23 protein-coding genes are annotated in these 25,791 nt (G+C 58.8%); 9 read left to right on the forward strand and 14 right to left on the reverse strand.

Annotated features, from left to right (window positions below; all coding sequences use genetic code 11):
* Positions 1-9: 9 nt before the first annotated feature.
* Positions 10-1,260 (forward strand): dicarboxylate/amino acid:cation symporter, encoded by a 1,251-nt coding sequence (locus OQ287_RS00730; RefSeq protein WP_265895250.1) that lies wholly within the window; start codon positions 10-12, stop codon positions 1,258-1,260.
* A 210-nt stretch (positions 1,261-1,470) separates the two neighbouring features.
* Positions 1,471-2,106, forward strand: coding sequence for a hypothetical protein (locus tag OQ287_RS00735; RefSeq protein ID WP_265895251.1), 636 nt, complete (start codon positions 1,471-1,473; stop codon positions 2,104-2,106).
* 88 nt (positions 2,107-2,194) lie between these two features.
* Here the strand turns inward: OQ287_RS00735 and mgrA are convergent, their stop codons facing one another.
* Positions 2,195-3,223, reverse strand: a complete 1,029-nt coding sequence (mgrA, locus tag OQ287_RS00740; RefSeq protein ID WP_265895252.1) for an L-glyceraldehyde 3-phosphate reductase — start codon at positions 3,221-3,223, stop codon at positions 2,195-2,197.
* A 223-nt stretch (positions 3,224-3,446) separates the two neighbouring features.
* Here mgrA and OQ287_RS00745 point away from each other — a divergent pair, with 223 nt between their 5' ends.
* Positions 3,447-4,331: a LysR family transcriptional regulator gene (locus OQ287_RS00745; protein ID WP_250935970.1), complete on the forward strand. Its 885-nt coding sequence runs from the start codon at positions 3,447-3,449 to the stop codon at positions 4,329-4,331.
* Positions 4,332-4,416: 85 nt separating this feature from the next.
* Here the strand turns inward: OQ287_RS00745 and cyoD are convergent, their stop codons facing one another.
* The 4 genes from cyoD to OQ287_RS00765 are packed head-to-tail and all read right to left on the reverse strand — an operon-like array spanning position 4,417 to position 8,577.
* Positions 4,417-4,782, reverse strand: a complete 366-nt coding sequence (cyoD, locus tag OQ287_RS00750; protein ID WP_265895253.1) for a cytochrome o ubiquinol oxidase subunit IV — start codon at positions 4,780-4,782, stop codon at positions 4,417-4,419.
* Positions 4,779-5,417, reverse strand: a complete 639-nt coding sequence (locus OQ287_RS00755) for a cytochrome c oxidase subunit 3 (protein ID WP_265895254.1) — start codon at positions 5,415-5,417, stop codon at positions 4,779-4,781. Before OQ287_RS00755 ends, cyoD begins: the two co-directional genes overlap by 4 nt.
* A complete protein-coding gene (locus OQ287_RS00760; protein WP_265895255.1) occupies positions 5,414-7,519 on the reverse strand; it encodes a cbb3-type cytochrome c oxidase subunit I in 2,106 nt (701 codons plus the stop codon). Before OQ287_RS00760 ends, OQ287_RS00755 begins: the two co-directional genes overlap by 4 nt.
* Positions 7,516-8,577, reverse strand: a complete 1,062-nt coding sequence (locus tag OQ287_RS00765) for a cytochrome c oxidase subunit II (RefSeq protein WP_265895256.1) — start codon at positions 8,575-8,577, stop codon at positions 7,516-7,518. Before OQ287_RS00765 ends, OQ287_RS00760 begins: the two co-directional genes overlap by 4 nt.
* Positions 8,578-9,064: 487 nt before the next feature.
* On the opposite strand from OQ287_RS00765, the gene OQ287_RS00770 reads away from it, so the two are divergent.
* Positions 9,065-10,519, forward strand: coding sequence for a catalase (locus tag OQ287_RS00770; RefSeq protein WP_250935978.1), 1,455 nt, complete (start codon positions 9,065-9,067; stop codon positions 10,517-10,519).
* A gap of 140 nt (positions 10,520-10,659) precedes the next feature.
* On the forward strand, positions 10,660-11,607 hold the full coding sequence (locus OQ287_RS00775) for a D-2-hydroxyacid dehydrogenase family protein (protein WP_265895258.1): 948 nt from the start codon (positions 10,660-10,662) through the stop codon (positions 11,605-11,607).
* 33 nt (positions 11,608-11,640) lie between these two features.
* On the opposite strand, the gene OQ287_RS00780 is transcribed toward OQ287_RS00775, so the two are convergent.
* Positions 11,641-12,675 carry an aldo/keto reductase gene (locus OQ287_RS00780; protein WP_250935982.1) on the reverse strand — a complete coding sequence of 345 codons (1,035 nt, stop codon included), beginning with the start codon at positions 12,673-12,675 and terminating at the stop codon, positions 11,641-11,643.
* Between the two features lie 169 nt (positions 12,676-12,844).
* Here OQ287_RS00780 and OQ287_RS00785 point away from each other — a divergent pair, with 169 nt between their 5' ends.
* Positions 12,845-13,765 (forward strand): AraC family transcriptional regulator, encoded by a 921-nt coding sequence (locus tag OQ287_RS00785; RefSeq protein WP_265895260.1) that lies wholly within the window; start codon positions 12,845-12,847, stop codon positions 13,763-13,765.
* A 9-nt stretch (positions 13,766-13,774) separates the two neighbouring features.
* Here the strand turns inward: OQ287_RS00785 and OQ287_RS00790 are convergent, their stop codons facing one another.
* The 6 genes from OQ287_RS00790 to OQ287_RS00815 form a co-directional block, all read right to left on the reverse strand.
* The gene (locus tag OQ287_RS00790) at positions 13,775-14,962 is read right to left on the reverse strand and encodes an MFS transporter (protein WP_265895261.1); all 1,188 of its coding nucleotides are present in this window, start codon (positions 14,960-14,962) and stop codon (positions 13,775-13,777) included.
* A gap of 46 nt (positions 14,963-15,008) precedes the next feature.
* Entirely contained in the window at positions 15,009-16,010 is a 1,002-nt protein-coding gene (locus tag OQ287_RS00795; RefSeq protein WP_265895262.1) for a nucleoid-associated protein, read from the reverse strand.
* Between the two features lie 101 nt (positions 16,011-16,111).
* The gene (locus OQ287_RS00800) at positions 16,112-17,560 is read right to left on the reverse strand and encodes a flagellin N-terminal helical domain-containing protein (protein WP_250935990.1); all 1,449 of its coding nucleotides are present in this window, start codon (positions 17,558-17,560) and stop codon (positions 16,112-16,114) included.
* Between the two features lie 106 nt (positions 17,561-17,666).
* Positions 17,667-18,389, reverse strand: a complete 723-nt coding sequence (locus OQ287_RS00805) for a YebC/PmpR family DNA-binding transcriptional regulator (protein ID WP_250935992.1) — start codon at positions 18,387-18,389, stop codon at positions 17,667-17,669.
* Positions 18,390-18,475: 86 nt separating this feature from the next.
* On the reverse strand, positions 18,476-19,594 hold the full coding sequence (locus OQ287_RS00810) for a succinylglutamate desuccinylase/aspartoacylase family protein (RefSeq protein ID WP_265895263.1): 1,119 nt from the start codon (positions 19,592-19,594) through the stop codon (positions 18,476-18,478).
* Between the two features lie 61 nt (positions 19,595-19,655).
* Complete coding sequence (locus tag OQ287_RS00815; RefSeq protein WP_265895264.1) at positions 19,656-20,465, reverse strand: transporter substrate-binding domain-containing protein; 810 nt, start codon at positions 20,463-20,465, stop codon at positions 19,656-19,658.
* Between the two features lie 209 nt (positions 20,466-20,674).
* Between OQ287_RS00815 and dbpA the strand changes: the two genes are divergently transcribed.
* Together dbpA and OQ287_RS00825 are read left to right on the forward strand one after the other, a co-directional pair.
* A complete protein-coding gene (gene dbpA, locus OQ287_RS00820; RefSeq protein ID WP_250935998.1) occupies positions 20,675-22,060 on the forward strand; it encodes an ATP-dependent RNA helicase DbpA in 1,386 nt (461 codons plus the stop codon).
* Positions 22,061-22,079: 19 nt separating this feature from the next.
* Positions 22,080-22,520: a DUF4385 domain-containing protein gene (locus OQ287_RS00825; protein ID WP_250936000.1), complete on the forward strand. Its 441-nt coding sequence runs from the start codon at positions 22,080-22,082 to the stop codon at positions 22,518-22,520.
* A gap of 9 nt (positions 22,521-22,529) precedes the next feature.
* On the opposite strand, the gene OQ287_RS00830 is transcribed toward OQ287_RS00825, so the two are convergent.
* Entirely contained in the window at positions 22,530-23,333 is an 804-nt protein-coding gene (locus OQ287_RS00830) for an acyl-CoA thioesterase (protein WP_250936002.1), read from the reverse strand.
* 91 nt (positions 23,334-23,424) lie between these two features.
* Between OQ287_RS00830 and tadA the strand changes: the two genes are divergently transcribed.
* Positions 23,425-23,877: a tRNA adenosine(34) deaminase TadA gene (tadA, locus tag OQ287_RS00835; protein WP_265895886.1), complete on the forward strand. Its 453-nt coding sequence runs from the start codon at positions 23,425-23,427 to the stop codon at positions 23,875-23,877.
* On the opposite strand, the gene OQ287_RS00840 is transcribed toward tadA, so the two are convergent.
* Entirely contained in the window at positions 23,874-25,790 is a 1,917-nt protein-coding gene (locus OQ287_RS00840; RefSeq protein WP_265895265.1) for a GGDEF domain-containing protein, read from the reverse strand. The genes tadA and OQ287_RS00840 overlap by 4 nt on opposite strands.
* Position 25,791 lies beyond the last annotated feature (1 nt).

The following is a 25,791-nucleotide window of genomic DNA, read 5'->3' on the forward strand; positions in this document are numbered from 1 at the left end:
GATGCAGACATGAAAGTATTAACGAAGATGATGCGCCCTTATTTCGAGGCATCATTGATTCTGCGAGTAACGCTCGCGCTGGTACTGGGCCTGGCGGTCGGGTTTCTGGGCGGCGACACCGCTGCCGACTGGCTGGCTCCACTGGGCGATTTACTGCTGCGGTTGCTGCAGTTTCTGATCGTGCCCATCGTACTGTTCACGCTGGTCAGTGGCATCAACCAGATCGAGTCGGGCCGTGCAGGGCGTATGGGCGGCAAGGTCCTGCTTTACTATGTCATCAGTACTGCCCTGGCCATGATGGTCGGGTTGGCCGTGGCTTCCGTGCTTCAGCCCGGTGAGGGCATGGTGTTGGGTGATGGTGCTCAGGTCTCGGTGCCGGATAATCCCGGATTTTTCCATGTGTTGCTGTCGATTGTGCCTGCCAATATTGTCGAGGCGATGGCCGGGCCGAACCTGCTGGGTATCATCTTTACCGCAGTGGTCTTCGGGCTGGCGCTGCTTGAGCTACGCCGCAGCGAGACCCATGGCGCACTGGCAGAGCGGCTTTATCAGGGTGTCGAAGGGCTGAATGTACTGACCCTCAAGGTGATGGATGGGGTGCTGCATTATGTACCCATTGGCGTGTTTGCCATTGTCGCTGAAACCGTGGGAAAGCAGGGCGTATCCACGCTGCTGTCGCTGGGGGACATGATTCTGGTGCTTTACGTGGCGCTGGCTCTGCAACTGGTGGTCTACGGGATATTGATGGCTGGATTTGGAGTGCGCGTCGGTGCTTTCTTCAAAGCGGCTCGAACGCCCATGGCGACTGCCTTTGCCACGCAAAGCAGTTCCGGTACGTTGCCTCTGACGCTTGATGCGGCACGTCGGCTTTCGCTGCCACAAGGCCTTTACGGGTTCAGCCTGCCTCTGGGGGCTACCATCAACATGGATGGCGCAGCCATTCGCATTGCCGTGTCGGCCGTTTTTGCAGCCAATGTCATGGGGGTGCCGCTGAGTTTGTCCCAGATGGTTGATATTGTCCTGCTGGGTACGCTGATTTCCGTTGGCACGGCAGGGGTGCCGGGTGCCGGCATCGTCATGATTGCCACGGTCTTTACACAGGTAGGTCTGCCGATCGAAACCGTTGCCCTGCTGACGTCCATCGACGCGCTGGTGGGAATGGGCTGCACGGCCATCAACGTCACAGGTGATCTGGCAGGGACCGCACTGATTGCCACGACCGAGCAGCAGGACAACGCCGAGGTGACTGCTACATCCTGAGCTCTTGCTGTGCGTCAACGCACTCTGTCTCTGGTGAGATACGGCCCGCCGGAAGGTGGGCTTTTTAGTGTCTGCGCTGCGTTTCGGTCATTGTATTGATCATCAGGCCTGGGGGCATTATGACGGTCTATTCCCTGAATCAGATGGCATTGCACTCTGTAGATTAGTGATGACAGTAATATGTGATCCATCCCGTCGAAAGGAATCCGCATGGCAAATTTAACGATTGATGAACTCAAGGCCAAACTTGAACCGATGGGATTTACCATCGTTAAAATGGAAAACGAGGACCGCCTTTTTGATGGTGATGACGCGCTGTTCAAGCGGCTTGCCGGCGAGTCACAGTGTTATGGCGAGTACGGGGTCGGCCAGTCAACCCGATGGATGGCGAAGCATACCAATGCCCGGCTTGAGAGTGTGGAAAGCGATGAGCGTTGGGCGGTCTCCGTCAGGACTGATATTGCCGTGCCCGAACGAGCCACGGTTCGTTACTGTGACACCGGCCCGGTGGGCGACTGGGGACGCGCCCTGTCCTACAAGCACCGTGATCGCTTTGAGGACTACATCAATGGCTGGTGGCCCGAGGGGATTTCACCGGATCTGGTGCTGGTAGATGGTCGGTTTCGAGTAGCCTGCTTTTTGACGTCCCTGTTGAATGCCGCTCCGGGAACACGTTTACTGTTTGATGATTACTGCAATCGGCCGTATTACCACCTGGTGGAAGAATTTGTTACCCCAGCCGAAAGTTGCGGTCGCCAGATGTTGTTCGAGCGGCCGGAGGATACAGCTCTGGATCTTGAGAAACTTGTCTGGACGCGGGATCGCTTCATGTTTGTAATGGAATAGGCAGCGCATCGTTCAGGATGTGATGGCAGTGACGCGCGTATACAACAACGGCCCTCTGGGGCCGTTGTTGTATCTATCACCATGCCGCTCAGACGTCGGAGGAGGGCTTCCACAGGTTGATGTCGGCATCCACGGCGTAGCGGTCAATCTCGGCCAGTTCGTCTTCAGTGAATGACAGGTTGTCGATGGCGGCTGCGCTGTCGCGGACCTGGTCGGCACTTGATGCACCAATCAGTGCGGTAGTGATGCCTTCATTTCTGAGTACCCAGGCAATGGCCATCTGCGCCAGGCTCTGGCCCCGACGTGCGGCAATATCATTGAGCCGGTTCAGGTGCTCGATGGTTCGCTCGTCAAGCATATCCCTCGACAGCGACTTGCCTTCCGTCACTCTGGAGCCTTCCGGGATTCCCTGCAGATACTTGTCGGTCAGCATGCCCTGGGCCAGCGCCGTAAAGGCGATGGAGCCGATACCCAGCTCGTGCAGGGTGTCTTTCAGGCCATCCTGCTCGATCCAGCGATTGATCATGTTGTAGCTGGGCTGATGGATCAGACAGGGCGTGCCCAGTTCCTTCAGAATGGCTGCCGCTTCCCGGGTGCGTTTGGTACCGTAGGAAGAGATTCCCACGTAGAGGGCCTTGCCCTGACGCACGAGACTATCCAGCGCCCCCATGGTTTCTTCAAGCGGTGTTTCCGGATCAACACGGTGGGAGTAGAAAATGTCGACGTAATCGACGCCAAGGCGTTTGAGCGACTGATCACAGGACGCCATCAGGTACTTGCGGCTGCCCCAGTTGCCGTACGGACCGGGCCACATGTCGTAGCCTGCCTTGGATGAGATGACCAGCTCGTCCCTGAGTCCCTTGAAATCCGTCCGTAGAATCTCGCCAAAGGCTTCCTCGGCACTGCCGGCCGGCGGTCCGTAGTTATTGGCAAGGTCAAAGTGCGTAATGCCCAGATCAAAGGCCGTACGGCAGATTTCGCGCTTGATGGCATGCGGCTTGTCGTGGCCGAAGTTATGCCAGAGACCAAGGGAAATGGCCGGAAGCTTCAGGCCGGATCGGCCACATCGACGATAGGGCATCCGCTCGTAGCGGTCCTCAGCTGGAAGATACGTCATCCATGGCTCCTGGAGATAAGCGGGCGAAGAGTGCTGCGGAGGGATCATGCGGGGTAACGATAAAAGGCGGGCAGGGACAGCGTAACATCCGTATTACCACACTCGTCCTGAGCTTCTGGCCCTGCGATACGCAGTATACCTGCTTGAAGACCCTGCTATCATTGAGTTCAATTCAATGATGGGATGAGCGGTAGACACAATGCCTCACAGCGGATCGCCGGACATGGGTGACCTCAAGGCCTTTCTGGCCATTGTACGCCACGGCAACTTTACACGCGCCGGTATCGAACTGGGCGTCAGCACTTCCGCGTTGAGCCACCGATTGCGGCGGCTTGAGACGCGATTGGGGGTGCGCCTTCTGAATCGCACCAGTCGATCGGTGCTGCCTACTCAGGCAGGCCAGGCGCTGGCCTCTCGGCTCAATGAAGGATTTGACCTGATCAACAATGCACTGGGTGCACTGGATACCTGGCGCCACGATCCGGTCGGTCAGCTGCGGATCAACGTTCCCCGTGATGCAGCGCGGCTGCTGCTTGCACCCTCGACCGTTGCCTTTGTTGAGCGTTATTCACAGATCACTCTCGACATATGTGTTGATGATCGCCCGGTGGATATTGTCGCCGGCGGGTTTGATGCCGGTATCCGCTATCTGGATCATGTCCCCGGCGACATGGTGGCGCTGCCGCTGACTGATCCGCTGGACTGGGTTGTTGTAGGGTCGCCGGAGCTTCTGGATCTGATGGGCCGACCGGCCAGCCCGGAGGATCTGCTGCGCTATCCGTGTATTCAGATGCGGCTCGGTGACAACCGGCAGATGCCCTGGGAGCTTGGTAATGATGAAGCCCTGGTGCGGCTCGACGTGACGGGCCCTGTCAGTTCCAACGACACGGAATACAGTATTGCGTCGGCTATTGAAGGGGTGGGGCTGGCGTATTGCCTGGCGTGGCGTGTCGAGAAGGAAGTACAGAACGGCCAGCTTGAAATCGTACTGCCGGAATGGGCCTCTGTTGGTGCGCCCTTTGGCATGTACTACCCGGGAAGGCGACAGTCCCCACCGGGGCTGCGTCAGTTGATTGACCTGTTGCGAAGTCGCTTTTTATCCCGCTAGGGGGATACTGGATTGCCCTGGACTGCATGAATGTAAAAAGCGCCCGTCAGGGCGCTTTTTTTATCCGTCACATTCTGCAGGTACGTTACGGCACCATGTCCGGCATCATGCGGTAGTAGAGATTGAAGAGAATCCACAGGGTGCCGCCCACCATGATCAACAGGATCAGGAAGGTGAACAGGATCAGCTGCAGGTCTTCCCGCGTGTTTCTGGCCAGGGTGATGTGCAGGAAAAAGCGAAAATGCACGACGACCTGAATAATGGCGCACTCCCCGATGACGATCCAGGTCGCTATCGGTGGAAGATGGGTGAAGGCCACCAGTGCGAAGGGGATCAGCGTCAATATCAGTGCCAGCACCCCGCCGATCACATAGCTTCTGAATTCCCGTCGCTGTGCCTGCGCCCGGTCCTCCGGCGATGCCTCGTTGCCTGTTGTCTGCCGTGTTGTCATCCGCTCAGCCCTCCGAGATACACCACTGAAAAGATGCCGATCCAGACGATATCGAGGAAGTGCCATAAAATCGCCAGACGCATCAGGCCGGTCTTGACACTGGTATCAACCCCGTAGACAGCCATTTGCCCCAGAATGGCCAGCATCCACAGGCAGGCCGCGGTGACGTGGAGGCCGTGCAGGGGCACCAGCGAGAAAAAGGCTGATAAAAAGCCACTGCGGCTCGGCACGCCGCCCTTGCTGAACATGCTCTGAAAATCCATGAGTTCATGGGCAATGAACCCAAGCCCGAGCAGCAGGGTAATCAGCAGCCAGCCGATCAGGCGGAGTTTGCCCTGCTCGTACTTGAGCGCCAGAGACGCCATGCCGAAGGTAAAGCTGCTGGCCAGCAGCAGCATGGTTTCGATGAAAGGCCCCTTGAGTTCAAGCACATCCGATGGTCCGGGACCACCGGCGGTACCGCCCAGCATGGTGGCATAGGTGGCAAACAGCAGCCCGAACACAATCAGGTCGCTCATCATGAAGACCCAGAACCCGAAGGCCAGCTCTTCGTTGGCCGTATGGGCTTCCTTGTGAGGCTCCCCGAGGTTGAGGCCGGGATGGCGTATGTCGGACGCGGGAGTCTGACGGGTCATTGTACGGCTCCTTCCCGAGGGGATACCGGCAGGCCCTGATTGGCAGGTGCCTGCTCGTCGGCGCGAGTAATCGGTGTGGTTTCAAGCACGGCATTCATCCAGGCCCGGTGCTGACGCTCAACCACAGCCGCCGGAATGGTCCGCGTGGTCTGACGCACGAAACCGCGTCCGACAAGTGACATCAGTACGGCCACGGCCCCGAGGATGACCAGCCACCACATGTGCCAGGTCAGGCCAAAGGCCATCAGAAAACCGGCACCGCCCAATGCTGCCCCCATGGCCGTGTTGGCCGGCAGGACGATGTCTTCATAATATTCCGGCGTTTCATAGTGCTGTCCGCTGCCTTTCTGACGTGCGAAGGCATCATGGCTATTGATGCTGGGCAGCACCGGGAAATTGTATTCCGGTGGAGGAGAGGGCATGGCCCATTCAAGGCTTCGTCCATCCCAGGGGTCGCCGATTGGCACTGCAAGGGAAGCCCGCTGTTTGATGCTCTGCCACAGCTGCATGATCAGCCCGAAAAAGGCGAACAGGATCAGCACGGCACCCAGCAGCGCCGAGATGGTCCAGGGCAGGTAGGTCGGATTGAAAAACGACAGGGCACGACGCGGCATGCCCAGAAGCCCAAGTGCATACAGCGGAAAAAAGGCCAGCATGAAGCCAATGATCCAGCTCCAGGCGGCGCGGTAGCCCCAGCGAGGAGCCAGCTGAAAGCCAAAGGCCTTGGGAAACCAGTAGGTGTATCCGGCCAGCATGCCGAACAGCAGGCCCGGTATCAGCATGTTGTGAAAGTGGGCAACCAGAAACAGGGAGTTGTGGATCTGATAGTCGATGCTAGGCGTGGCCAGAATAATGCCCGACAGCCCGCCGATCGAAAACAGGATCAAAAAACCGCAGGCATAGAGCATCGGTACCGTCAGGCGCACACGCCCGCGGTACATGGTCAACATCCAGTCATAGATTTTCACCCCGGTAGGAATGCCGATCAGCATGGTGGCAATACCGAATACGGCATTGATATGCGCGCTCTGGCCCATGGTGAAAAAGTGATGCAGCCATACGGTAAAGGACAGCACGGCAATGGCCATGGTGGCGATGACCAGTGCCGTATAACCATACAGCCGCTTGCCTGAAAAGGTGGAAAATATTTCCGAATAGATACCGAAAGCCGGCAGGATCAGGATGTAGACCTCCGGGTGGCCAAAGGCCCAGAACAGGTTGATATAGTTCATCATGTTGCCGCCGAGATCCGCGGTGAACATATGAAAGTCAAGGTAGCGGTCCAGCGCCAGAAGCCCTGTGGCCACCGTCAGCGGCGGCATGCCGAAAATCATCAGAATCGAGGTGCAAAGCGCCGTCCAGCAGAACAGGGGCATGCGCATCAGCCCCATGCCTGGCGCGCGCTTTTTATAGAGGGTCACTGCAAAGTTGATGCCGGTCATGGTCGATGACAATGTCGACAGGGTAATGGCCCACAACCAGTAATCCACGCCGGGCCCCGGATTGGCGGCCAGTTCGGTGAAGGGCGGGTAGCCGGTCCAGCCGCCGGTTGAAAAGGGTGCCAGTACCAGGGAGATCATGGCCAGTGCCGCGCCGGCCGCGGTAAGCCCCAGGCTGATCGAGTTCATGACCGGAAAGGAAACGTCCCGGGCACCGATCTGCATCGGCATGACGTAGTTGATGATGCCGGTCAGGAAGGGCATTGCCATGAAAAAGATCATGATGGTGCCGTGGGTGGTAAACAGCTGGCCGTAATGCTCCGGCGACAGAAAGCCGCCGTCCAGCCCGACCGCCTGCTGGGCACGCATGAAAAAGGCCTCCACCAGTGCACGAGCCAGCATGGCCAGGGCGATCACGATGAACATGATGCCGATCTTCTTGTGATCGACACTGGTCAGCCAGTCACACCACAGGGTTTTCCACTTGCCGTACCAGGTGATCAGGCCCAGCACCGTGATGGCAGCCAGTATCACCATGAGGGCCGCGCCGGAGGCGATAAGGCCATTAACGATATTTTCACGCGTGGGGTGCTGCACCATGTCCCGGAAGGGCAGGGCATCCAGAGTCATGCGCCCGAGCAGGGGCGCGCCAAATAGGGTCACTGTGCCGGTGTCCTGTCGTGATGGGAGGTATCCTTCCCGGAAGTATCGGTGGCGGTGCTGCCGTTCCAGGCAATCGGCTGATGGCGGGCCACATCCTGAAACAGCGATGCGGGAAGCTGGCTGAAGGCCACCATGGGGGCCGGCGGCGGCAGGCCATCATTCAATATTCGAGCAACGTCCTTCCAGTTGTTCTGCTGCTTCAGTACACCCCAGGCATGGGCATTCAGCGGCTGGCCCTGGGTCGTGACCTGGTCGATGAAGGTCGCGAACTCACTGTCGCTGACCGCTCGGGTCGTGAATTGCTGCGCATAAAAGCCCTCGCCGTTGTACTGCATGTTGCGACCCATGAATTCACCGGTGTGGTCTGCCATCAGGTTGAGGCGGGTAACCATGCGGTTCATGACATCAATCTGGCCGCCCAGGGCCGGCACAATGAAGGACTGCATGACCGTGGCGGAGGTCAGGGTAAACGACACTGGCCGGTCGACCGGAATCACCAGTTGCCCGAGGGTGGCTATATGGTGGTCGGGATAAATGAACAGCCACTTCCAGTCCAGCCCGATGACTTGAATTCTGAGCGGCGGCTTGTCGGATGCAATCGGCTTGTACGGATCAAGGTTGATCGTGTTTTTCCAGAGTGCCACGGAAAGCAGGGCCACGATCACGACAGGTACGCCCCATATCAGTACGTCCACCCACAGTGAAAAGCTCCAGCGGGGCCGATAGGTCGCCTGGCTTTTGTAGCGATAACGCCAGACGAGCCACGGGGTCAGAATGAATACCGGGAGTACGACAATCATGACCAGTGCAATGACCAGCCAGAGATGCTGGCGCTGTGCATCGGCCACCGGCCCGTTCGGCCAGAGAAATCCCGGCGCCGAACTGCAGCCGGAAAGAGCAAGTAATGCAAGACACGAGACTATCGCGCCGAACCGTGACCGGCCGGCCGGGGAGGAGAAAACCTTCAGCACATTATGATCCCGTACATCAATGATCATGCCTGGCAGGGCAGGCAGGGAATATGGGACCTGAAGGCCATGCTCTTCAGGATGAGGCAAGTATTGTTGATCCTCGCTGTTTTTTCAAAGAAGGCCGTTGAATCTGCACATGTGACCCATGATCGAAGAGGCTGGACCAGCAGATGGGGGTATTCGAGCTACACCTGGCCGAATTTCGAGGGTTTTTTGATTGGGCTTTTGCATACCTCGTATTTATAAAAACTATCCTTGAGTGATTTTTGAGATATAAAATTTATCAAAAGAGCGTTTGAGCCCTGTCGGCATGCGGGTTGCCGCAGTTTTTCCCTCTCACGTGTGACCAGACTGTATTTTTGCTGCCCCCCGAATGGCCCGTTCGGGCCCACTTTTCTTTGTGTAAATTGATGCTATCGTTGCTGCAGGCCCTGTTCGAAGCGACCGGAATGCCGGTGCTCGAACAGTCACGGTCATATGCATGGATTACTACGCCCGGCAGCAGCGATGGAGCCGTGTCGGGTGAATAACAACATGGCAGGACGCCATGACCGTCACGAATGGAGAAACCTTGATGAGTGATCAAAAGCGCACCACAACAGATGCCGGTATTCCGGTATCCAGTCAGGAAAATTCGCTGTCGGTCGGCCCGGATGGCCCGATCGTACTTCACGATCATTATCTGATGGAGCAGATGGCGGCCTTCAACCGGGAAATGATCCCGGACCGTCAGCCGCACGCCAAGGGCAGCGGTGCCTTTGGTCATTTTGAAGTGACTGAAGATGTCAGCCAGTACACACGGGCGAAGTTCCTGCAAAAGGGCGTGAAAACCGAGGTGGTTGCACGATTTTCCACGGTTGCCGGTGAGAGCGGCAGCCCGGATACCTGGCGCGATCCTCGCGGTTTTTCGGTCAAGTTTTATACCGAAGACGGCAACTTTGACCTGGTGGGCAACAATACCCCGGTCTTCTTTGTCCGTGACCCGATGAAGTTCCAGCACTTCATTCATTCCCAGAAGCGCCGTGCCGACAACGGCCTGCGTGACCATGACATGCAGTGGGACTTCTGGACGCTGGCGCCGGAATCCGCGCACCAGGTGGCATGGCTGATGGGGGATCGCGGTATTCCGAAGACCTGGCGCCACATGAATGGCTACTCCAGTCATACCTACATGTGGGTCAATGACAAGAGCGAGCGCTTCTGGGTCAAGTACCACTTCAAGACAGACCAGGGCATCGAGTGCCTGACACAGGAAGAAGCGGTGAAGATGGATGGTGTCGATCCGGACTACCATCGCCGTGATCTCTTCAATTCGATCAAGAAGGGGGATTGCCCGTCCTGGACACTGCACATGCAGATCATGCCGTTCGAGGATGCCAAAACCTACCGTATCAATCCGTTCGATCTGACCAAGGTCTGGCCGCACAGCGACTATCCGCTGATCAAGGTCGGCAAGCTGACGCTGGATCGCAATCCGACGGATTTCCACAGTGAAATCGAACAGGCTGCGTTCGAGCCGAACAACTCCGTGCCCGGCACCGGCTTCTCACCGGACAAGATGCTGCTGGCGCGCGTGATTTCCTATGCCGATGCTCACCGGGCGCGTCTGGGGGTCAACTACAAGCAGATTCCGGTCAATTCCCCGAAATCGGAAGTGAACAGCTACGCCAAGGGCGGCGCAATGCGGATTCGCAAGACCAGTGATCCGGTGTATGCCCCCAACAGCAAGGGCGGTCCGGTCGCGCAGGAAGATACCTATCCGGAAGACGCGGTATGGCAGGCGGATGGCGAGTTTGTTCGGGCAGCCTATACACTGCGTCCGGAAGATGATGACTTCAGCCAGGCCAATGATCTGGTCAACAAGGTCATGGACGATGCGGCTCGCGATCGCCTGGTCAGTAACGTGGTCGGCCATGTGCTGGCAGACGTGGAAGAGCCGGTACTCTCGCGTGTGTTCGAGTACTGGAAAAACATCGATGCCACCATTGGTCAGCGTATCGAAGACGGCGTTCGAGCCCAGAAAAGCTGATTGATTCTGACAGTAGACGTCTCGGATAACCCGCGCTCTGGCGCGGGTTTTTTAATATCGATTCACACCGACGCTGCGTCGCCCCATACCTGCATGAGCCATCCGGGGCGGCATTTTTACGGTGTATCGGAGGCCATGACATGAAGATAGCCATTCCTGATGACTATCAGCAGGTAGTAAGGGAACTGGATTGCCTGTCACTGCTTGATGGGCATGATGTAAGAATTCTTTCAGGCCCGTTTGACAGTGCTGACGCGCTGGCAGAAGCACTTCAGGGCGTTGAGGCGCTGGTGCTGATTCGGGAGCGAACCTGCATTACGGAAGCGCTGTTGGCGCAGCTTCCTGATTTACGACTGATCAGTCAGACAGGCAGGGTCAGCCAGCATATCGATGTGGCCCTGTGTGAGCGGTACGGTGTTCAGGTACTGGAGGGGCGGGGCTCTCCCGTGGCGCCGGCCGAGCTTTGCTGGGCCTTGATCATGGCGGCTTCGCGTCATCTGCCGGCCTACATTACCCATCTGCAACAGGGGCGATGGCAGTGCGCGGAGCCTGCCGGGCTGGGGCGGGTGCTGTCCGGTCGTACCCTGGGAATCTGGGGATATGGCCGTATTGGTCAGCGGATCGCGGGTTACGGTCAGGCCTTTGGCATGCAGGTCATGGTGTGGGGAAGTCAGGCGGCACAGGACCGGGCCGAGGCCGATGGCCTGGCATGCGCCGAGTCGCGCGAGGTCTTTTTCAGTCAGGTCGATGTCCTGTCGCTGCACCTGCGGCTGGTGGAGGCCACACGTGGGCTGGTAACGCGTCAGGATCTGGCCCGGATGAAACCGGATGCCCTGCTGGTCAATATCAGCCGGGCTGAATTGATTGAACCAGGTGCCCTGCATGACGCGCTGATTGATCATCCGCGCCGGATGGCGGCGCTGGATGTCTTTGAACAGGAGCCGGCGACAGCCGATACCGACCCCTTGCTGGCGTTGCCCAATGTGATGGCCACACCGCATCTGGGGTATGTGGAAAAGGACAGTTATGAGCTGTATTTCAGTGTGGCGTTCGAAAACCTCGTTAATGCCTGCGAAGGCAACTGCTGAGCCCCGGCCGGGGTCAGCAGTCGGTTCAAGCTGTTATTCGGCGGTGAGCTGTTTGCCGCGGTAACCGCCCTGGCGTTCCAGCATCCAGCCCGGGTATTCAGTGGGCAGTGCACTAACGGTATCCAGGCGTGCCAGCTCCTCCTGACTTAGTTTCACATCAACCGAGGCCAGGTTGTCAGCCAGTTGCGTCTCACGCTTGGCGCCAATGATCACGCTGGTCACCACGTCCTGATGAAGCAGCCAGGCCAGGGCAATCTGCGCGACGCTGACGCCCTTGCTCTCGGCAATCTGCTGCATGACGCCAATGCACTTGCCGGCCCGGTCCGTATTGACCGGCGGGAAATCAAAGCTGGCTCGACGACCGTCGCTGCCGGTCGCATCGCTGTCATACTTGCCGCTGAGCAGCCCGCCGGCCAACGGGCTCCATACCATCAGGCCCATGCCTTCTGATTGCAGCATGGGCGCAATCTCCCGCTCGAGATCCCGACCGGCCAGGGTGTAGTAGGCCTGCAGGGATTGAAACTGTGCGAGGCCCTGTTTGTCGGCAATGCCGCGGGCCTTCATGATCTGCCATGCGGCCCAGTTGGAGACGCCGATGTAGCGCACATGGCCATGCTCGACCAGAGTATTGAGCGCACGCAGGGTTTCCTCGATCGGGGTGGCGGGATCAAAGCCGTGAATCTGGTAGAGATCAATATGATCCATGTCGAGGCGCTTGAGACTGGCCTTGACCCCTTCCATGATGTGATAGCGAGAGTTGCCGAGCTGATTGATGCCCTGGCCGGTGGCGCCAAATACCTTGGTGGCCACCACGACGTCATCACGCGGGATGCCGAGATTCCTGAGGGCCCGACCGGTCAGTTTTTCCGATTCGCCCTCGGAATACACATCCGCGGTATCAATGAAGTTGATGCCGGCATCCAGCGCCTGTTTGACGAGGGCCTCTGATTCCTTCTGACCCAGTTGCCCGATCTTGCTCCAGAGTTCACCCTGGCCACCAAAGGTCATGGTGCCAAGGCACAGCTCGGAGACAAACAGGCCGGTATTGCCAAGAGTGCGGTAACGCATAAGGAGGTACTCCCGAAACGGTGAGGGTAAGTAACGAGACTCAGTATGGTTGTCCTGCGGTAGGAGTGCTGGCGCGATGGTGCAGAGTTCTTGCCTGATCCTGCAAGGGTAGCTGTCACGGCGTGGCCGGCACGCTACAGTAGCGGCCGGATCAACAGGAGAGTAACGGATGAATGTCAGGCTGGAAGATAGCAGGCCCTTTAGCCAGCAGAAGGCGCTGTGCGGGATGCTCACCAGTGCCGCCGGAGAGCGTCTGGGGCGGCTTGAAACGGCGGTGCCGGGGCTTTACATCAACCGTCAGACGGCGCCGACCTCACCGGATTATCTGCTGCAGACACCGGCCTTCAATCTGATGGCGCAGGGGCGTAAAACCCTGTGGGCCGGTGGCGTGGCCTATTCCTATGATCCGGGGCACTACCTGCTGGCGTCGATGGATATTCCGGTGCTGGCGCACGTGGCCGAGGCCAGTCCAGAGGCTCCTTACCTGGGCATCCGGCTCGATATCGATACAGCCCTGGTCGATGACATCCTGCGGGATATGGCGGCTTTGCCCATGCATGCGGCCAAAGGGCCCGACCGGGCCCTGTCGGTTGAGCCCCTCGGCCCCGTTCTGCTGGACGCGATATGCCGTCTGGCAGGGCTTCTGGAGACTCCCGAGGACATACCGATGCTGGCACCCCTGTACCAGCGCGAGCTGTATTACCGGTTGATACAGGAAGGCCAGCTGGGATGGCTTGGTCGAACCATGCAGAAGGAGCATCCCATGCCCCGGGTAGCCCGGGCGATAGCGTTGATCCGCCGCCAGTATGATCGCCCGCTGGTCATGGGAGCGCTTGCCGCCGAGGTTCACATGAGTGTGTCGTCCCTGCATCATCACTTCAAGGCCGCGACTCATATGACGCCATTGCAATACCAGAAACAGTTGCGGTTGTGCGAAGCGCGCTACCGTTTGTGGCATGGGCCGGACAGCGTTACGACCATTGCCCGGGCGCTGGGCTATGAAAGTGCCTCCCAGTTCAGTCGCGAATATCGTCGCCAGTTTGGCCTGTCTCCCCGTCAGGAGCGACGGGGAAGCGTCGCTCCTGCGTGAGAACCCTGGCTACCGGGGTTGCGAGTTGAACATGACCCGGTAAGCCAGCGGAAATACCACTGCAGTCGCCAGCGACAGCCCACCTGCCACCAGAAATACCCCCGTCATGTCCATTCCGCCTTGAAACAGACCGGCCAGCACGGGCCCCAGAATATTGCCCAGCGCAAAGACGACAAGCACGGCGGTCAGACTCACCGTGGCCAGCGCCGGAAAAAGCCGAGCACTCCAGAAGGAAAAAATGGCGCTGAGCATCATGACGCACATGCCCTGCAGGGCAGAGGAGGCCAGCATGCCCGGCCAGGAGGCTGGCGTGATACCGATCAGAACCAGCGACAGCATCGACGCCAGAAAGATTCCAGCCACCAGTGTGGGCATGCCAAGACGCTGGTGTAGTTCTGCCGTGGCAAGCCCGAACAGACCTGCCGCGCCGAAACTCATGTAAAGCACCGGCCCTGACAGGGAGGTTGCAAGACCGGATAGCCCCCCGGCCTGATCCACCTGATTGACTGCAAAGGATAGATAAATGCTGTTGGTGATCCCGAACGACAGGGCGATGCCGTACAGCGGCCAGGCCGTGTGATGCAGCAGGCGTTTCAGTGAGGCATCGTGATGGCTGTAATTGGTGCTTGGTTCACTGGGCAGGCGCGCCAGAGCAAGGGTACTGATGACGATGGCAATCAGTGCAGTAATGGAAAACACCAGCCACGCTGCTCGCCAGCCGTGTTCGGTACTGGCTACGCAAAAGGCCATCAGGCCTGCGAGTGCAATCCCACCGGTTGTACCGGTACTGATAATCGACAGGGTGCGCCCCTGATAGCGCTCTTCTACGCCGCGCTGGGCTGCGTTATTGAACGGTGACCAGCAGAACCCGGCACTGGCGGAAGCCACCACCACGCCGGCAGTGAGAAACATCGGGCTTTGAGACACGCTGATCATGAACATCCCGATCATCGCTGCGAAGGCACCGACGACGACCGCGTATCTGGGACCACATCTTGATACCAGAATGCCTGACAGCAAAAGTGCTGCAAAAAATCCTGCAAATCCGGAGCTGGCGATGAGGCCAGCCTGTTGCGTTGAAATATTAAAGGCATTCTTGAACTGTGGCAGAAACAGACCGAAGCCCATGCGGGCCGGTCCAAAGGAAATGGCTGTCGCCAGCGCGCCATCCATGGCGATCGCTTTTGAACGTTGCATCAATGCTCCCTGCTTTATGCGAATTTACTGGAGAACGTGTGAATCATCAGTGACGCTGGCGCTCAAGCAGCTGGGCTTTCAGCTTTTCCGGCACCTTTTTTATGATCAGTCGGTCTGCATCTTCGTTGTATTCGATGCTGTCACCCAGCAGATGGGAGTCAAAACTGATCGATACGCCCGAGGCACGGCCGGTAAACCGGCGAAACTGGTTGATGGTCTTGCGATCTGCCGGTACTTCGTCTGCCAGACCATAATCACTGTTACGAATGTAGTCGAAAAAGGCCTCGGGGTTTTCATCGCTGACCAGGCGCGAAAACTCGTCAAGGCTCATCGGTTCGCCGGTGCTGGCCTGGTCGGTCGCGTAGCTCACCACGGCATCGGTCTTTTCCCGGCTGTCTTCCTCGCTCATGTCTTCACTACCGACATACTCACTGAAGGCCTGCAAAAGGGCACGGGTTTCTCTGGCAGAGTCTCCGCCTTCCTCGCAACCGAGCCAGCCGTGAAAGGCATCCATCATGTTTTTGGCGCCCCCGCTTTTTAAATACGCCACGTAGTTACTGTTGCCGCCGCGCTGCCACTGGGTCAGATCAATGCGTACGGCCAGTGAGAACTGGCTGGTGTTGAGCTGCGGCGACAGGTGAACATTGCCCTGTTCATCCATGCCGTAGCCCTGGCGGTCATGCAGAAGAATGACGGCGACAAACGTATTTTCGCCCTGTGTGTAATGCACACACCACAGATAACCGCTGGCCGACAGATGTTCCTGAAGCGCCGGGGCCAGTGCCTGGGCAGCATGATGCGTGGCGGTAGGGAAGTCGGTGTCCTGACGTTGCCATGTATCCAGACAGCCCAGCAGGCTTTGAGGGGCCGGGGTATCGCCGGCATGACCAAAGCCCTTGCTCTTGCCGTTGAACAATTTGAGGCAATGGCTCAGAAGGTCATCGAGCGCGGGAGTAGGCTGCTGCTCACTATCGGCGAGCTGGAGCGACAGGGCATTCGAGGCGTCATCCAGCGCAAGGCGGTGCATGAGGCTTTGTTGAATCGGCATGGTGATCTCTGCTCCGGGGTGGGCAGAAAGGATAACGCTGACCGGCACGTCCTGCATCCCTGATGCATGAGCTGCGAGGCATTGCAGAAAGTGCCGGGTGGTTACTTCAGCAGGCTCAGCATGGCGTCAGGCACCTGGTTGGCCTGGGCGAGCATGGCGTTGGCTGCGTCACTGATGATGCGCGCTCGGGTCATGCGGGAGCTTTCCTGCGCATAATCGGCGTCCATGATGCGAGACTGCGCTGCGGACGTAATGGTGCGTTTGTCACTGACGGTGTCAATGGCCCCCTCCAGCCGGTTCTGGGCTGCACCATACTGACTGCGATAGTCATCCACCTTCAATATGGCATTATCCAGTTCGGCCATGGCCTCGCGGGCCTTTTCAATCGGATCCAGCGCGGTGTTATCGATACCGAGGGATTTACTGTCGGACGGCGTGGCCTTGATGGTGAGGGTGCTCATGGCGCTGCCGTAATCTGCGCTCATGACTATGTCGGTATCGCTGCTGGCGGCGGCGTTCGGATCCTTCATATAGGTACCCGGCAGGGTATCCCAGCTGGCGGAGGCAGTGAAGGAGCCTTCCCCGGACATGAACAGAATAAGATTCTCGGTGACATTATCAACGGTCAGTGTTTCGACCGTCTCGCTGGTTTCACTGCCATTCAGACGGCCATTGTTGAACTCGGGGTCCGTGGCGGGGGCGGTGCGGTCGCCATCTCCGGAGTAGCCGATTGTCATGCCGTTGTAATTATTGGTAGCGGCGGCTCCGGGGCGGCTGTAGCTGCCGGTGGCGTCGACAAACTGACTGTCATCGTAGGTGGCACCGGGGTCAAAGCCGTCACTGGTATTCAGTAGCTGAGTGGTGGCAGTGGCCCCGTCGGTAATGCCGTTATGCGTCCAGGTATAATCGCTGGTGCCATTGACCGGGGTTCCGATCAGGTGTTTGCCGTCGGTAGTAAACAGCTGAATGTCATCGTCCTGGTTATAGGAGTTGATGTTCAGGGTGAAATTGGTAGTTCCAGCCGGTACATAGGCGATGGCCTTGACGCCGGACGAGTAGCTTTGGCTGCCATCGTCGAACACATCAACCACGTGGGGCGTATCCCCCAGCTTGATACCGGTCAGTGCCGCTTCACCGGCAAGCGGGGTCTTGCCGAAAATTTCGGTGCTGCCCGAAATACGGTCGATTTCCGCACGCAGGGACAGGAATTCCTGATTGAGGGTGGCCCGGTCCGGGTCGGACAGGGTGCCGTTGGCTGACTGAACTGCCAGCTCGCGACCGCGTTGCAGCAGGTCATTGATGCGGTCGAGACCGCCTTCGGCCGTTTGCGCCAGACTGATGCCATCACTCATGCCACGACTGATCTGCCGGTCGGCATTGAGGTTGGTTTGCATGCGGTTGGCCATGGCCTGGCCGGCGGCATCGTCACGGGCGCTATTGATGCGCAGTCCGGAAGATAACCGTTCAATGGCGTTGGAAAGCTGGTCGTTTACTCTCGTCTGATGCTGTCGGGTGGTCAGCGAGAGCGTATTGGTCGTGATCGTCGCCATGATGTTTTTATCGTCGCCAGGGGAGAATACATCAATGGTTAGCGGCCGAACGATAGAAAACTTGAAGGGAAGCTGGCCCTGCAGGAAACACAGGGCCAGTCGGGTATCAGGCGGGCAATTCGGCGTTATGGTAGACGTTTTGCACGTCATCCAGATCATTGAGCATATCCACCAGACGCTCGAACTGGGCGACGTCGTCTCCTTCGATGGCCGTGTGGGTCTGGGGCAGGAACTGGATGTCGTCTGCCTCGAAATCGATCCCTTCGATGCCGTCGATCAGTGCCTGCTTGGCTTTTGCATACTCGGTATGGGGAGCAAAGACGGTGATGTGGCCATCTTCCGATTCGATGTCGGTGACATCGACGTCCGCTTCCATCAGCATCTCGAGTACCGCTTCCTCGTCGTCACCGGCAAAGGAAAAAATGGCGCAGTGATCGAACATGTGACTGACCGTGCCCAGGGTCCCGATCTTGCTCTTGTTCTTGGTAAAGCAGCCACGGACATCACCGAAGGTGCGGTTGGGATTATCGGTCAGGCACTCGACAATAATCATGCAATTGCCCGGACCGAACCCCTCATAGCGAGCAGCGGAGAAATCTTCACCCCCGGCGCCACTGGCCTTGTCGAGGGCCTTGTCGATCACGTGGGTAGGCACCTGATCCTTCTTGGCGCGCTCGATCATTCCTCGCAGGCTCAGGTTGTTGTTGGGGTCCGTACCGCCTGACTTGGCGCAGACGTAAATCTCGCGTCCGTACTTGCTGTATACCCTGGTTTTGGCCGCGGCCGTCTTGGCCATGGATTCCTTGCGGTTCTGAAACGCTCTGCCCATTGTGCTCGTCCATCACATGATCAGTGAAAACGGAAATTCTACTGAACATCGCCGTCGATAACAGCCCCGAATCCATATCGGAGCATTTACGGCGCGAGTAGATAACCGCTGCGGTGTACTTCGAAGCCGGCAATATCAGCCACGATCATGCCGGTGGTGGCCATGTGACGCAGGCTTCTGGCATACATCATGCCACGCTGTGGTGCCTTGAGAGCATGCACTTCATCGGTGATCGGGTCGATGATTTCAGCGATAAGCTGGTCTTTTTCAACAAGCTCGCCGGCATCTGCGTGAAATACCAGCAGCCCGCCGCGCGGGGCCTTTAAAAAGGTCATCGCGGCAAGGTCGGTGGCCGGAAAGGGGAGGGCCGGCAGCGCGGGAGCGTCTCCCTCGATCAGCCCCATGTGCATCATCCAGTGAAGAATTGCGGCAGCGTCCTGTTCGGCCTGAGTGCGACTCACATCATCCTGGCCGCGCAGTTCCAGCGTGACCGACTCACTGCCATAGGGGATCGGATAGCGATCGCCGAAACGCGCCCGCAACTGCTCCCATATTAGCGTAAAGCACTCATCAAAGGACTGGCCGCCGGAGTCGGTTGCCAGCATGCTGGCCCGGGCGCCAAAGTAACAGGCCAGTGGTTCGAACGAAGGCCAGGCCGCCGGGGTGGTATAAAGATGTTCCACCGCGTGAAAATCGCAGTGCAGATCAAGAATGAAGTCGGCATTGCAGGCCAGCTTCTGCAGGGTCAGGTGCAGGTGCGCCAAGGCAGAATCGGCAGGCAGGCTGTCCAGCGCCTGGCGAATGCGGGTTCGAATCAGCGCGACATTGTATGATGCATTGTCACTCAGTGCCTCCTCCAGGCCGTCGGCAACCTGCTCGGTCACGTCCTGATAGTGCCGGTTGAAGTTGGTCAGAGTTTCAAGGTCATAGCGGCCCAGAGGGACATCCATCAGTTGCTGGTCCAGGCCGGCGGGATTGGCGACCGGAACCACGGTGATCTGGCAGCGAAGCCGGCCCTCGGCTTCCAGCGCCAGCAACTGCTGCTTCAATGTCCATGCCACCATCATGCCTGGCAGTTCGTCAGCGTGAAGGGCGCCCTGAATATACACGCGCCGTGACGCGTCCGATGGCCCGAAGGTGAAACTGTCAATCTGGCGGTGCGTGCCGGGCAGCGCCGACAGCAGAGGGTGGGCATCGTGTCTCACAAGAAGTTCCCGAGGCGGAGTGTCAATAGGAAGGCAGGCCACCCGGAGGTGGCCCTGTGATTTATTTGTCAGGACGGCTCATGCCGTCGGGCGGCGTGGACAGGTCATAGTCAAAGTACTTGTCCATCAGCGTATAGTACGTGCCATCGGCATAGACATCGCGGATCGCCTGGTTGAACCTGTCGTCGAGGTCCTGATCGCGCTTTCTGAACGCAATGCCCGAGCCCTTGCCGAAAATGGAGGTCGGGGTGCTCAGGGTGGGCCCAATCTGCTTGAACGGGCTGTCCTGGGTTTTGAAGTCCAGGGTGCTGGTGGCGACGCCCAGATCTTCCATGATGAGGTCGAGTCGACCGGCCTTCAGGTCGTTGTCGGCGTCCTCGGAGGAGCCATAGCGACGAATGTTGAAGGTGTCGGCGTACTGGCCACTCAGGTAGACATCACGGATCGTGCCGCGTTGAACGCCGATGGTCAGCCCCTTGAGCGAGGCCTTGTCGTCAAAGTTGATGTCCCTGTCACGGGAGGTCAGGAAAACGCTGGGCGTGTTGTAGTAGGGAATCGAGAACATTACCTGTCGTTCCCGCTCCGGCGTGATACCCATGGAGGACAGGATCGCGTCATACTTGCGGGCCAGAAGGCCTGGTATGAGGCCATCCCAGCCCTGTTCTACCCAGGTGCAGTTCAGGCTGGCCCGCTTGCACAATTCATTGCCCAGATCGATTTCAAACCCTTTCAGGCTGCCATCGGGGGCGCGTTCGACAAACGGCTCATAGGGGACATCAATGGCGATGCGTACCGGGTCGGGGATACGGGCAAGTGCTGTCCCGGAAGCCATTACCGAGGCAATCAGTGATGCAGCAATCCATTTTTTCATGATATTCCAACGTGTTGTTTTAATATAAGAATAATGTGTTGATGACGCTTCATGAGATTGTACGCCTGATACACGGCTACAAGGCAAGTCCTTTGCTTCTGCCTGGCCGGCATGTGCTGTCTGAAATGACGTCAGGGCGTGTTTTTACTTGGGTTATGGCCGCGTGGCAGCGACAATAAGGTACTGAATTGTTACTTGAAGGTCCCCCTGTGCCCGATACCGCTGAATTTTCGTCGCTGCCATTGCCGGCGGCGCTGCTTGATAACCTGGCCTCGCTTGAATTTACCACCATGACCCCGGTACAGGCGGCAGCACTGCCTGTCGTACTGGAAGGCCGTGATGTGATTGCCCGTGGCCGCACGGGGTCCGGCAAGACAGCGGCCTTTGGCCTCGGGGTACTGACTCGCCTGCGTCTGGAGTGGTTCGCTCCCCAGGCGCTGGTATTGTGCCCGACACGTGAGCTGGCCGATCAGGTCGCCGCCGAGTTGCGACGGCTGGGCCGCAGCCTGCCGAATCTCAAGGTGCTGGAGCTTTGTGGTGGAACTTCCATCGGTCGTCAGATTCACTCGTTGACCCATGGTGCTCATGTGCTGGTCGGAACGCCCGGCCGGGTAGAGGCCCTGCTCCGCAAGGGCTCCCTGTCGCCGGATGCCCTGTCGATGCTGGTGCTGGATGAGGCCGATCGAATGCTGGACATGGGCTTTGAAGAGGTGCTCGAGGCCATCATGAGCTGGTTGCCTGTTCCTCGTCAGACGCTGCTGTTCAGCGCCACCTGGCCCGAGGACGTGCAGGCCCTGGCGCAGGCCGGGCTGGTCAATCCTGCCATGGTGCAGGCCGGTGACGATGAAACGCCTCCGGCCATCGAGGAACACTTTCATCTGGTGGAGCGCGGTGGGCTGCTGGACGGCGTGACGTGTCTGTTGAGCCATTATCGCCCGGCGCAGTGTCTGGTGTTTTGTGAAACCAAACGGGAGACCCAGGAGACAGCCGAGGCCCTGCGCGCTGCCGGCTGGGATACGGTAGCACTGCACGGCGATCTGGAGCAGCGTGAGCGGGATGAGGCATTGCTGCTGTTTTCCCAGCACAGCGCCCGGATTATGGTGGCGACCGATGTTGCTGCCCGAGGGCTGGATATCCCGGATCTGGCGCTGGTCATCAGCATGCGCATCGCCCGTGATCTGGATGTGCATGTACACCGTATCGGTCGCACCGGCCGCGCCGGTCAGGCCGGGCGCGCCGTCACGCTGTTTACGTCAAAGGAAGGCCATCAGCTTCAGGCACTGGCATCGTATCTTGACAGGGAGTTGATGGACTCGCCGTTGCCCGCCCCCGGCCACGAGGGGCCGTCGCCGGCACCGATGGTGACGCTGGCCATTGATGGTGGCAAAAAACAGAAACTGCGTCCGGGAGATATCGTGGGTGCCCTGACGCGTGATGGCGGCCTGGCCGCGGATGACCTTGGTCGCATCAGTGTTCAGCCGACTTCAAGCTATGTGGCAGTGGCCCGTGACAAGGCGGATCAGGCGCTGAACCAGCTGAAGAACGGGCGGCTCAAGGGGCGTCAGTTTCGTGCCCGCAGGCTGCGCATTCGCTGACCGACAACACGAGATGACCATGGCAGATACGACGGACTATCGGGCGCATCCTGAAAAATATCGCATGGGTCGGGGGGAACAGGGCGTTCTGACCATCGAGCCCTACAAAAGCGAACTATTGCCGCACTGGCGTTTCAAGACGCCGGAAGTCGCCCGACAATCGGCGGATACCCTGTTCGAGATGTTTCTCGAATATGGGCGCCAGGGCGATTTTGCGGGAATGGACATGGCGCGCAAGTTCATCCAGATGGGCTATACCCGGGCGAGACGTTATGCCAACCACAAGGGCGGTCGCAAATACGACGCTGATACTGGCGAGGAATTGCCTCGCCAGACGGTGGAAGACCCGGTAAAGGCTGAATCCGCCGCCATCTTTTATGCTGTGTGGCAGCAGGCGAAGGCCGATTCAACCTATCAGCGGCTCAAGGCGGACTATCAGCGCCGGTTACGTGCCGGCTAATACCATGCTTCAGCCCTTTTTGAGCCGGATCAGGCCTTCCTGCGCCACGGAGGCGATGCGTACGCCCTGCTGATTGTAAAAGACGCCGCGGCACAGGGCACGTCCGTGGCCGCTCCAGACGGCGGTAATGTCATACAGCAGCCAGTCAGTGATATCGGCGTGCTCGTGAAACCAGATGGCGTGATCCAGACTGGCAATCCTGAGGTTGGGGTCCCTGAAGTCCCGCTGGTGCGGACGCAGGGCACTGGCGATCAGATAGAAATCCGAGCTGTAGGCCAGCAGAACCTGGTGCAGATCTGCGGGAGCATCAAGTTCACCGGACAACCGACACCAGTGACGAACATGCTGGGGATCCTGTTCGGAAGGCGCGATGCGCACGAACTCGATCGGGTGGCCGGGGTAGCGCTCCACCCGGGTGCCCTGTGCCATGAGCGCCTCGGGAAAGGGGGGCAGGTCTGCCGGTGCCTGGTGCTCAAGGCCGGATTCCGGGCGATGAAATGATGCACTGCTGATGAACAGGGTGGTGTCGGCCTGCGTGGCGGTTACTCGCCTTGTCGAAAAACTGCCACCATCCCGAAGGATGTCGACTTCATAATCCACCGGGGCATTCGGGTCGCCGGGCGCGATGAAGTAGCCGTGCAGTGAATGGGCCAGACGGCCTTCTTCCACGGTTCGCTGCGCTGCCGACAGGGCCTGGCCCAGAACCTGGCCGCCATAAAGCTGAGGCAGGCCCAGATCCTGGCTCTGGCCGCAAAAGTGACGAGTATCGAGCAGGTCCGGCTGGACCAGTTCGGCAAGGGTCTTCAATGGCATACGGGCTCCTTGAATGGCTGATGGCGTGTAAGGTGACAGGAACAATGTGATGACAATGAGCCAGACGGAAAATCATCAGAGTGTAGCGCAGATGCGCAGCGATGAATTCTACATGCATCGCGCCCTGGAGGCGGCTCGTGAGGCGATGGAGCTTGACGAAGTGCCGGTCGGGGCGGTCGTGGTCAATGCTCTGGGGGAAGTGATCGGACAGGGGTTCAATCAGCCCCGGTCTTCTCTGGATCCCACCGCTCATGCTGAAGTTCAGGCGCTGCGGATGGCCTCATTGCATGTCGATAACTATCGTCTGTCGGGATGCACCCTGTACGTCACGCTTGAGCCCTGCATGATGTGCCTGGGGGCGATGATTACCGCCCGTGTGGACCATCTGGTTTACGGGGCACCGGAGCCGCGGACCGGCATGATCCAGTCCCGGGCCAACCTGATTGATCAGCCCTGGTTCAATCATCGTCTGTCCCATCGGGGTGGCGTGCTGGCCGCGGCCTCTAGGCGCCTGCTGAAAGCCTTTTTCGATGCACGCCGTTAGCCGCTGGGGGGAGACAGCACCGCCCGGTTCCTGCCCGCACGCTTGGCCTGGTAAAGCGCGGTGTCGGCGCGCTGTATCAAACCGTTCAGGGCACCCGCCGTGCCGGTGGCCATGCCGATACTGACAGTGATCGGACGCTCGGTCGCCGGGTGAATCAGTCCGGTACCACTGACGGCTTCACGAAGACTCGTGGCAAGGTCGGTCAGTGAAGACGGGTCGATACCAGGCACCAGTGCCATGAACTCTTCGCCGCCGTAACGGGCAATCAGGCCATTGTGCACATCGATGGCCAGCTTGAGCGCTCGGGCGACTTCGGCCAGCACATGATCACCCTGTTGATGGCCCAGGGTATCGTTGATGGCCTTGAAATGGTCCAGATCGATCATCAGCAGGGTGATCCCTGCATCTTCCCGCCAGGTGCCGGCGAGGTTCATGAAGTGGCGCCGATTGGCCAGGCCGGTCAAGTCGTCGTGGTGCGCCATCCATTCGATGGCCTGCTGCAGTTCACGCCGCTGTTCGGCTTCCTGTTCAAGAGCATCCCGGGCATCACGCTCCATCATGTGCTGGGCGTTGAGCCTTCGGTTCAGCTGAAACAGCACAAACATCATCAGTGAAAATATCAGCCCGACGACCAGCACAATATCCGGCATGCTGGAATACTCCCGTGCCAGCCGCTGGCGAGTGGGCGTGGTGCACAGGGTAATGCCTTCCTGTCCCAGCGACAGCACGTTGCAATAGCTTGCCTCGGCCGGGGTTTCGGCGGGACCAAGGCGGTAGATCTGACGCCCGTGCTCGTAGGCGTTCAAGACCACATGTTCTTCGCCCAGCAGGGTGGTCAGTGTGCTCAGCAGGGGAGCCAGGGCGATGACGCTTAACGTGGCGCCGAAAATGACGCCCCGGCCGTCACGGCTGGGCAGATAAAACATGACGCCAGGCCCCATTCCCTTCAGATCGATCACATCCGTATAGCCATCCGCGCCAGGAGACAGGGGTGCATTTCCACTCAACGGATGCATCAGCTGGTTGAATGGAAGCCCGGTGCGAGGCGGGATGCCGCGGGTGGCAACGCGTGTGATGACGCCGGATGGCGATACGAATGCCAGCAGTGCCTGGTAGCCGAAGTCGTCATTGAAATTGACTGCCAGACTGTCCCACTGGTCTTGCGACGGAGGGCGTTCCAGCATTGACCAGGCACTGGTCAAATGGCTCATGGCACGGTGATGATTCTCGAGTGACTGGCTGACGTGCTCCAGAACGTTATCGCTGATCTGGCGAGCGGTGCGCTCCAGCCGGTATTGGGTCTGTACGTTCTGAAAGTGCCAATAGCCCAGCGCTGATAACATGAAGGTGCTGCTCAGTCCCAGCGCCAGTACTGTTGCCAGCCGAGTAGCACCGGGATGGTCGGCAGCCAGCCACGGGCGGGTCTGGTAAAGGGCCAGCAGCATCAGGCCGGCGGCCATCCACAAGGAAATGCTTTCGGACGGACCGGAAGATGTCTGAAGCTGAAGCCAGAGCTGGGCGCCCATCATGCTCAGAGCCATGGTCAGCACCATGGGTGAGGCCAGCCTGACAAACCGGCTGTTGAAGGTGTGAACCAGCAGCAGGACTTCAAGGGCCAGCATCAGCAGGGGGGGGCGGTCGTAAATGGTGAAGTGCCCGTGGCTCAGGGTTTCATAGAGCCATTCCCATTCATCATGACCGACCCAGCTGGTGGGCATGATGTAGCTGCACAGCAGGGTCAGCTCGATGGTCAGCAGTATACCGGTCAATGCCCAGCGCCATTCGGGGCTGAGGCGCTTGCTGACAAGCAGCAGCACTATATGGGCCTTGCCCAGCCCGCACAGCAGCCAGGTCGAAAAGGTTGGTGCCTGAATGCTTGAAATAATCAAAAATACCAGTGATGCAAGCAACATG

The sequence above is a fragment of the Larsenimonas rhizosphaerae genome, from assembly GCF_026240105.1.
GTDB lineage: Bacteria > Pseudomonadota > Gammaproteobacteria > Pseudomonadales > Halomonadaceae > Larsenimonas > Larsenimonas rhizosphaerae.

Coding starts and splice junctions, on each gene's coding strand:
- OQ287_RS00730 (WP_265895250.1), top strand. CDS start 10: ATGAAAGTATTAACGAAGATGATGCGCCCTTATTTCGAGGCATCATTG.
- OQ287_RS00735 (WP_265895251.1), top strand. CDS start 1,471: ATGGCAAATTTAACGATTGATGAACTCAAGGCCAAACTTGAACCGATG.
- mgrA (WP_265895252.1), bottom strand. CDS start 3,223: ATGACGTATCTTCCAGCTGAGGACCGCTACGAGCGGATGCCCTATCGT.
- OQ287_RS00745 (WP_250935970.1), top strand. CDS start 3,447: ATGGGTGACCTCAAGGCCTTTCTGGCCATTGTACGCCACGGCAACTTT.
- cyoD (WP_265895253.1), bottom strand. CDS start 4,782: ATGACAACACGGCAGACAACAGGCAACGAGGCATCGCCGGAGGACCGG.
- OQ287_RS00755 (WP_265895254.1), bottom strand. CDS start 5,417: ATGACCCGTCAGACTCCCGCGTCCGACATACGCCATCCCGGCCTCAAC.
- OQ287_RS00770 (WP_250935978.1), top strand. CDS start 9,065: ATGAGTGATCAAAAGCGCACCACAACAGATGCCGGTATTCCGGTATCC.
- OQ287_RS00775 (WP_265895258.1), top strand. CDS start 10,660: ATGAAGATAGCCATTCCTGATGACTATCAGCAGGTAGTAAGGGAACTG.
- OQ287_RS00780 (WP_250935982.1), bottom strand. CDS start 12,675: ATGCGTTACCGCACTCTTGGCAATACCGGCCTGTTTGTCTCCGAGCTG.
- OQ287_RS00785 (WP_265895260.1), top strand. CDS start 12,845: ATGAATGTCAGGCTGGAAGATAGCAGGCCCTTTAGCCAGCAGAAGGCG.
- OQ287_RS00790 (WP_265895261.1), bottom strand. CDS start 14,962: ATGCAACGTTCAAAAGCGATCGCCATGGATGGCGCGCTGGCGACAGCC.
- OQ287_RS00795 (WP_265895262.1), bottom strand. CDS start 16,010: ATGCCGATTCAACAAAGCCTCATGCACCGCCTTGCGCTGGATGACGCC.
- OQ287_RS00800 (WP_250935990.1), bottom strand. CDS start 17,560: ATGGCGACGATCACGACCAATACGCTCTCGCTGACCACCCGACAGCAT.
- OQ287_RS00805 (WP_250935992.1), bottom strand. CDS start 18,389: ATGGGCAGAGCGTTTCAGAACCGCAAGGAATCCATGGCCAAGACGGCC.
- OQ287_RS00815 (WP_265895264.1), bottom strand. CDS start 20,465: ATGAAAAAATGGATTGCTGCATCACTGATTGCCTCGGTAATGGCTTCC.
- OQ287_RS00825 (WP_250936000.1), top strand. CDS start 22,080: ATGGCAGATACGACGGACTATCGGGCGCATCCTGAAAAATATCGCATG.
- OQ287_RS00830 (WP_250936002.1), bottom strand. CDS start 23,333: ATGCCATTGAAGACCCTTGCCGAACTGGTCCAGCCGGACCTGCTCGAT.
- tadA (WP_265895886.1), top strand. CDS start 23,425: ATGCGCAGCGATGAATTCTACATGCATCGCGCCCTGGAGGCGGCTCGT.
- OQ287_RS00840 (WP_265895265.1), bottom strand. CDS start 25,790: ATGTTGCTTGCATCACTGGTATTTTTGATTATTTCAAGCATTCAGGCA.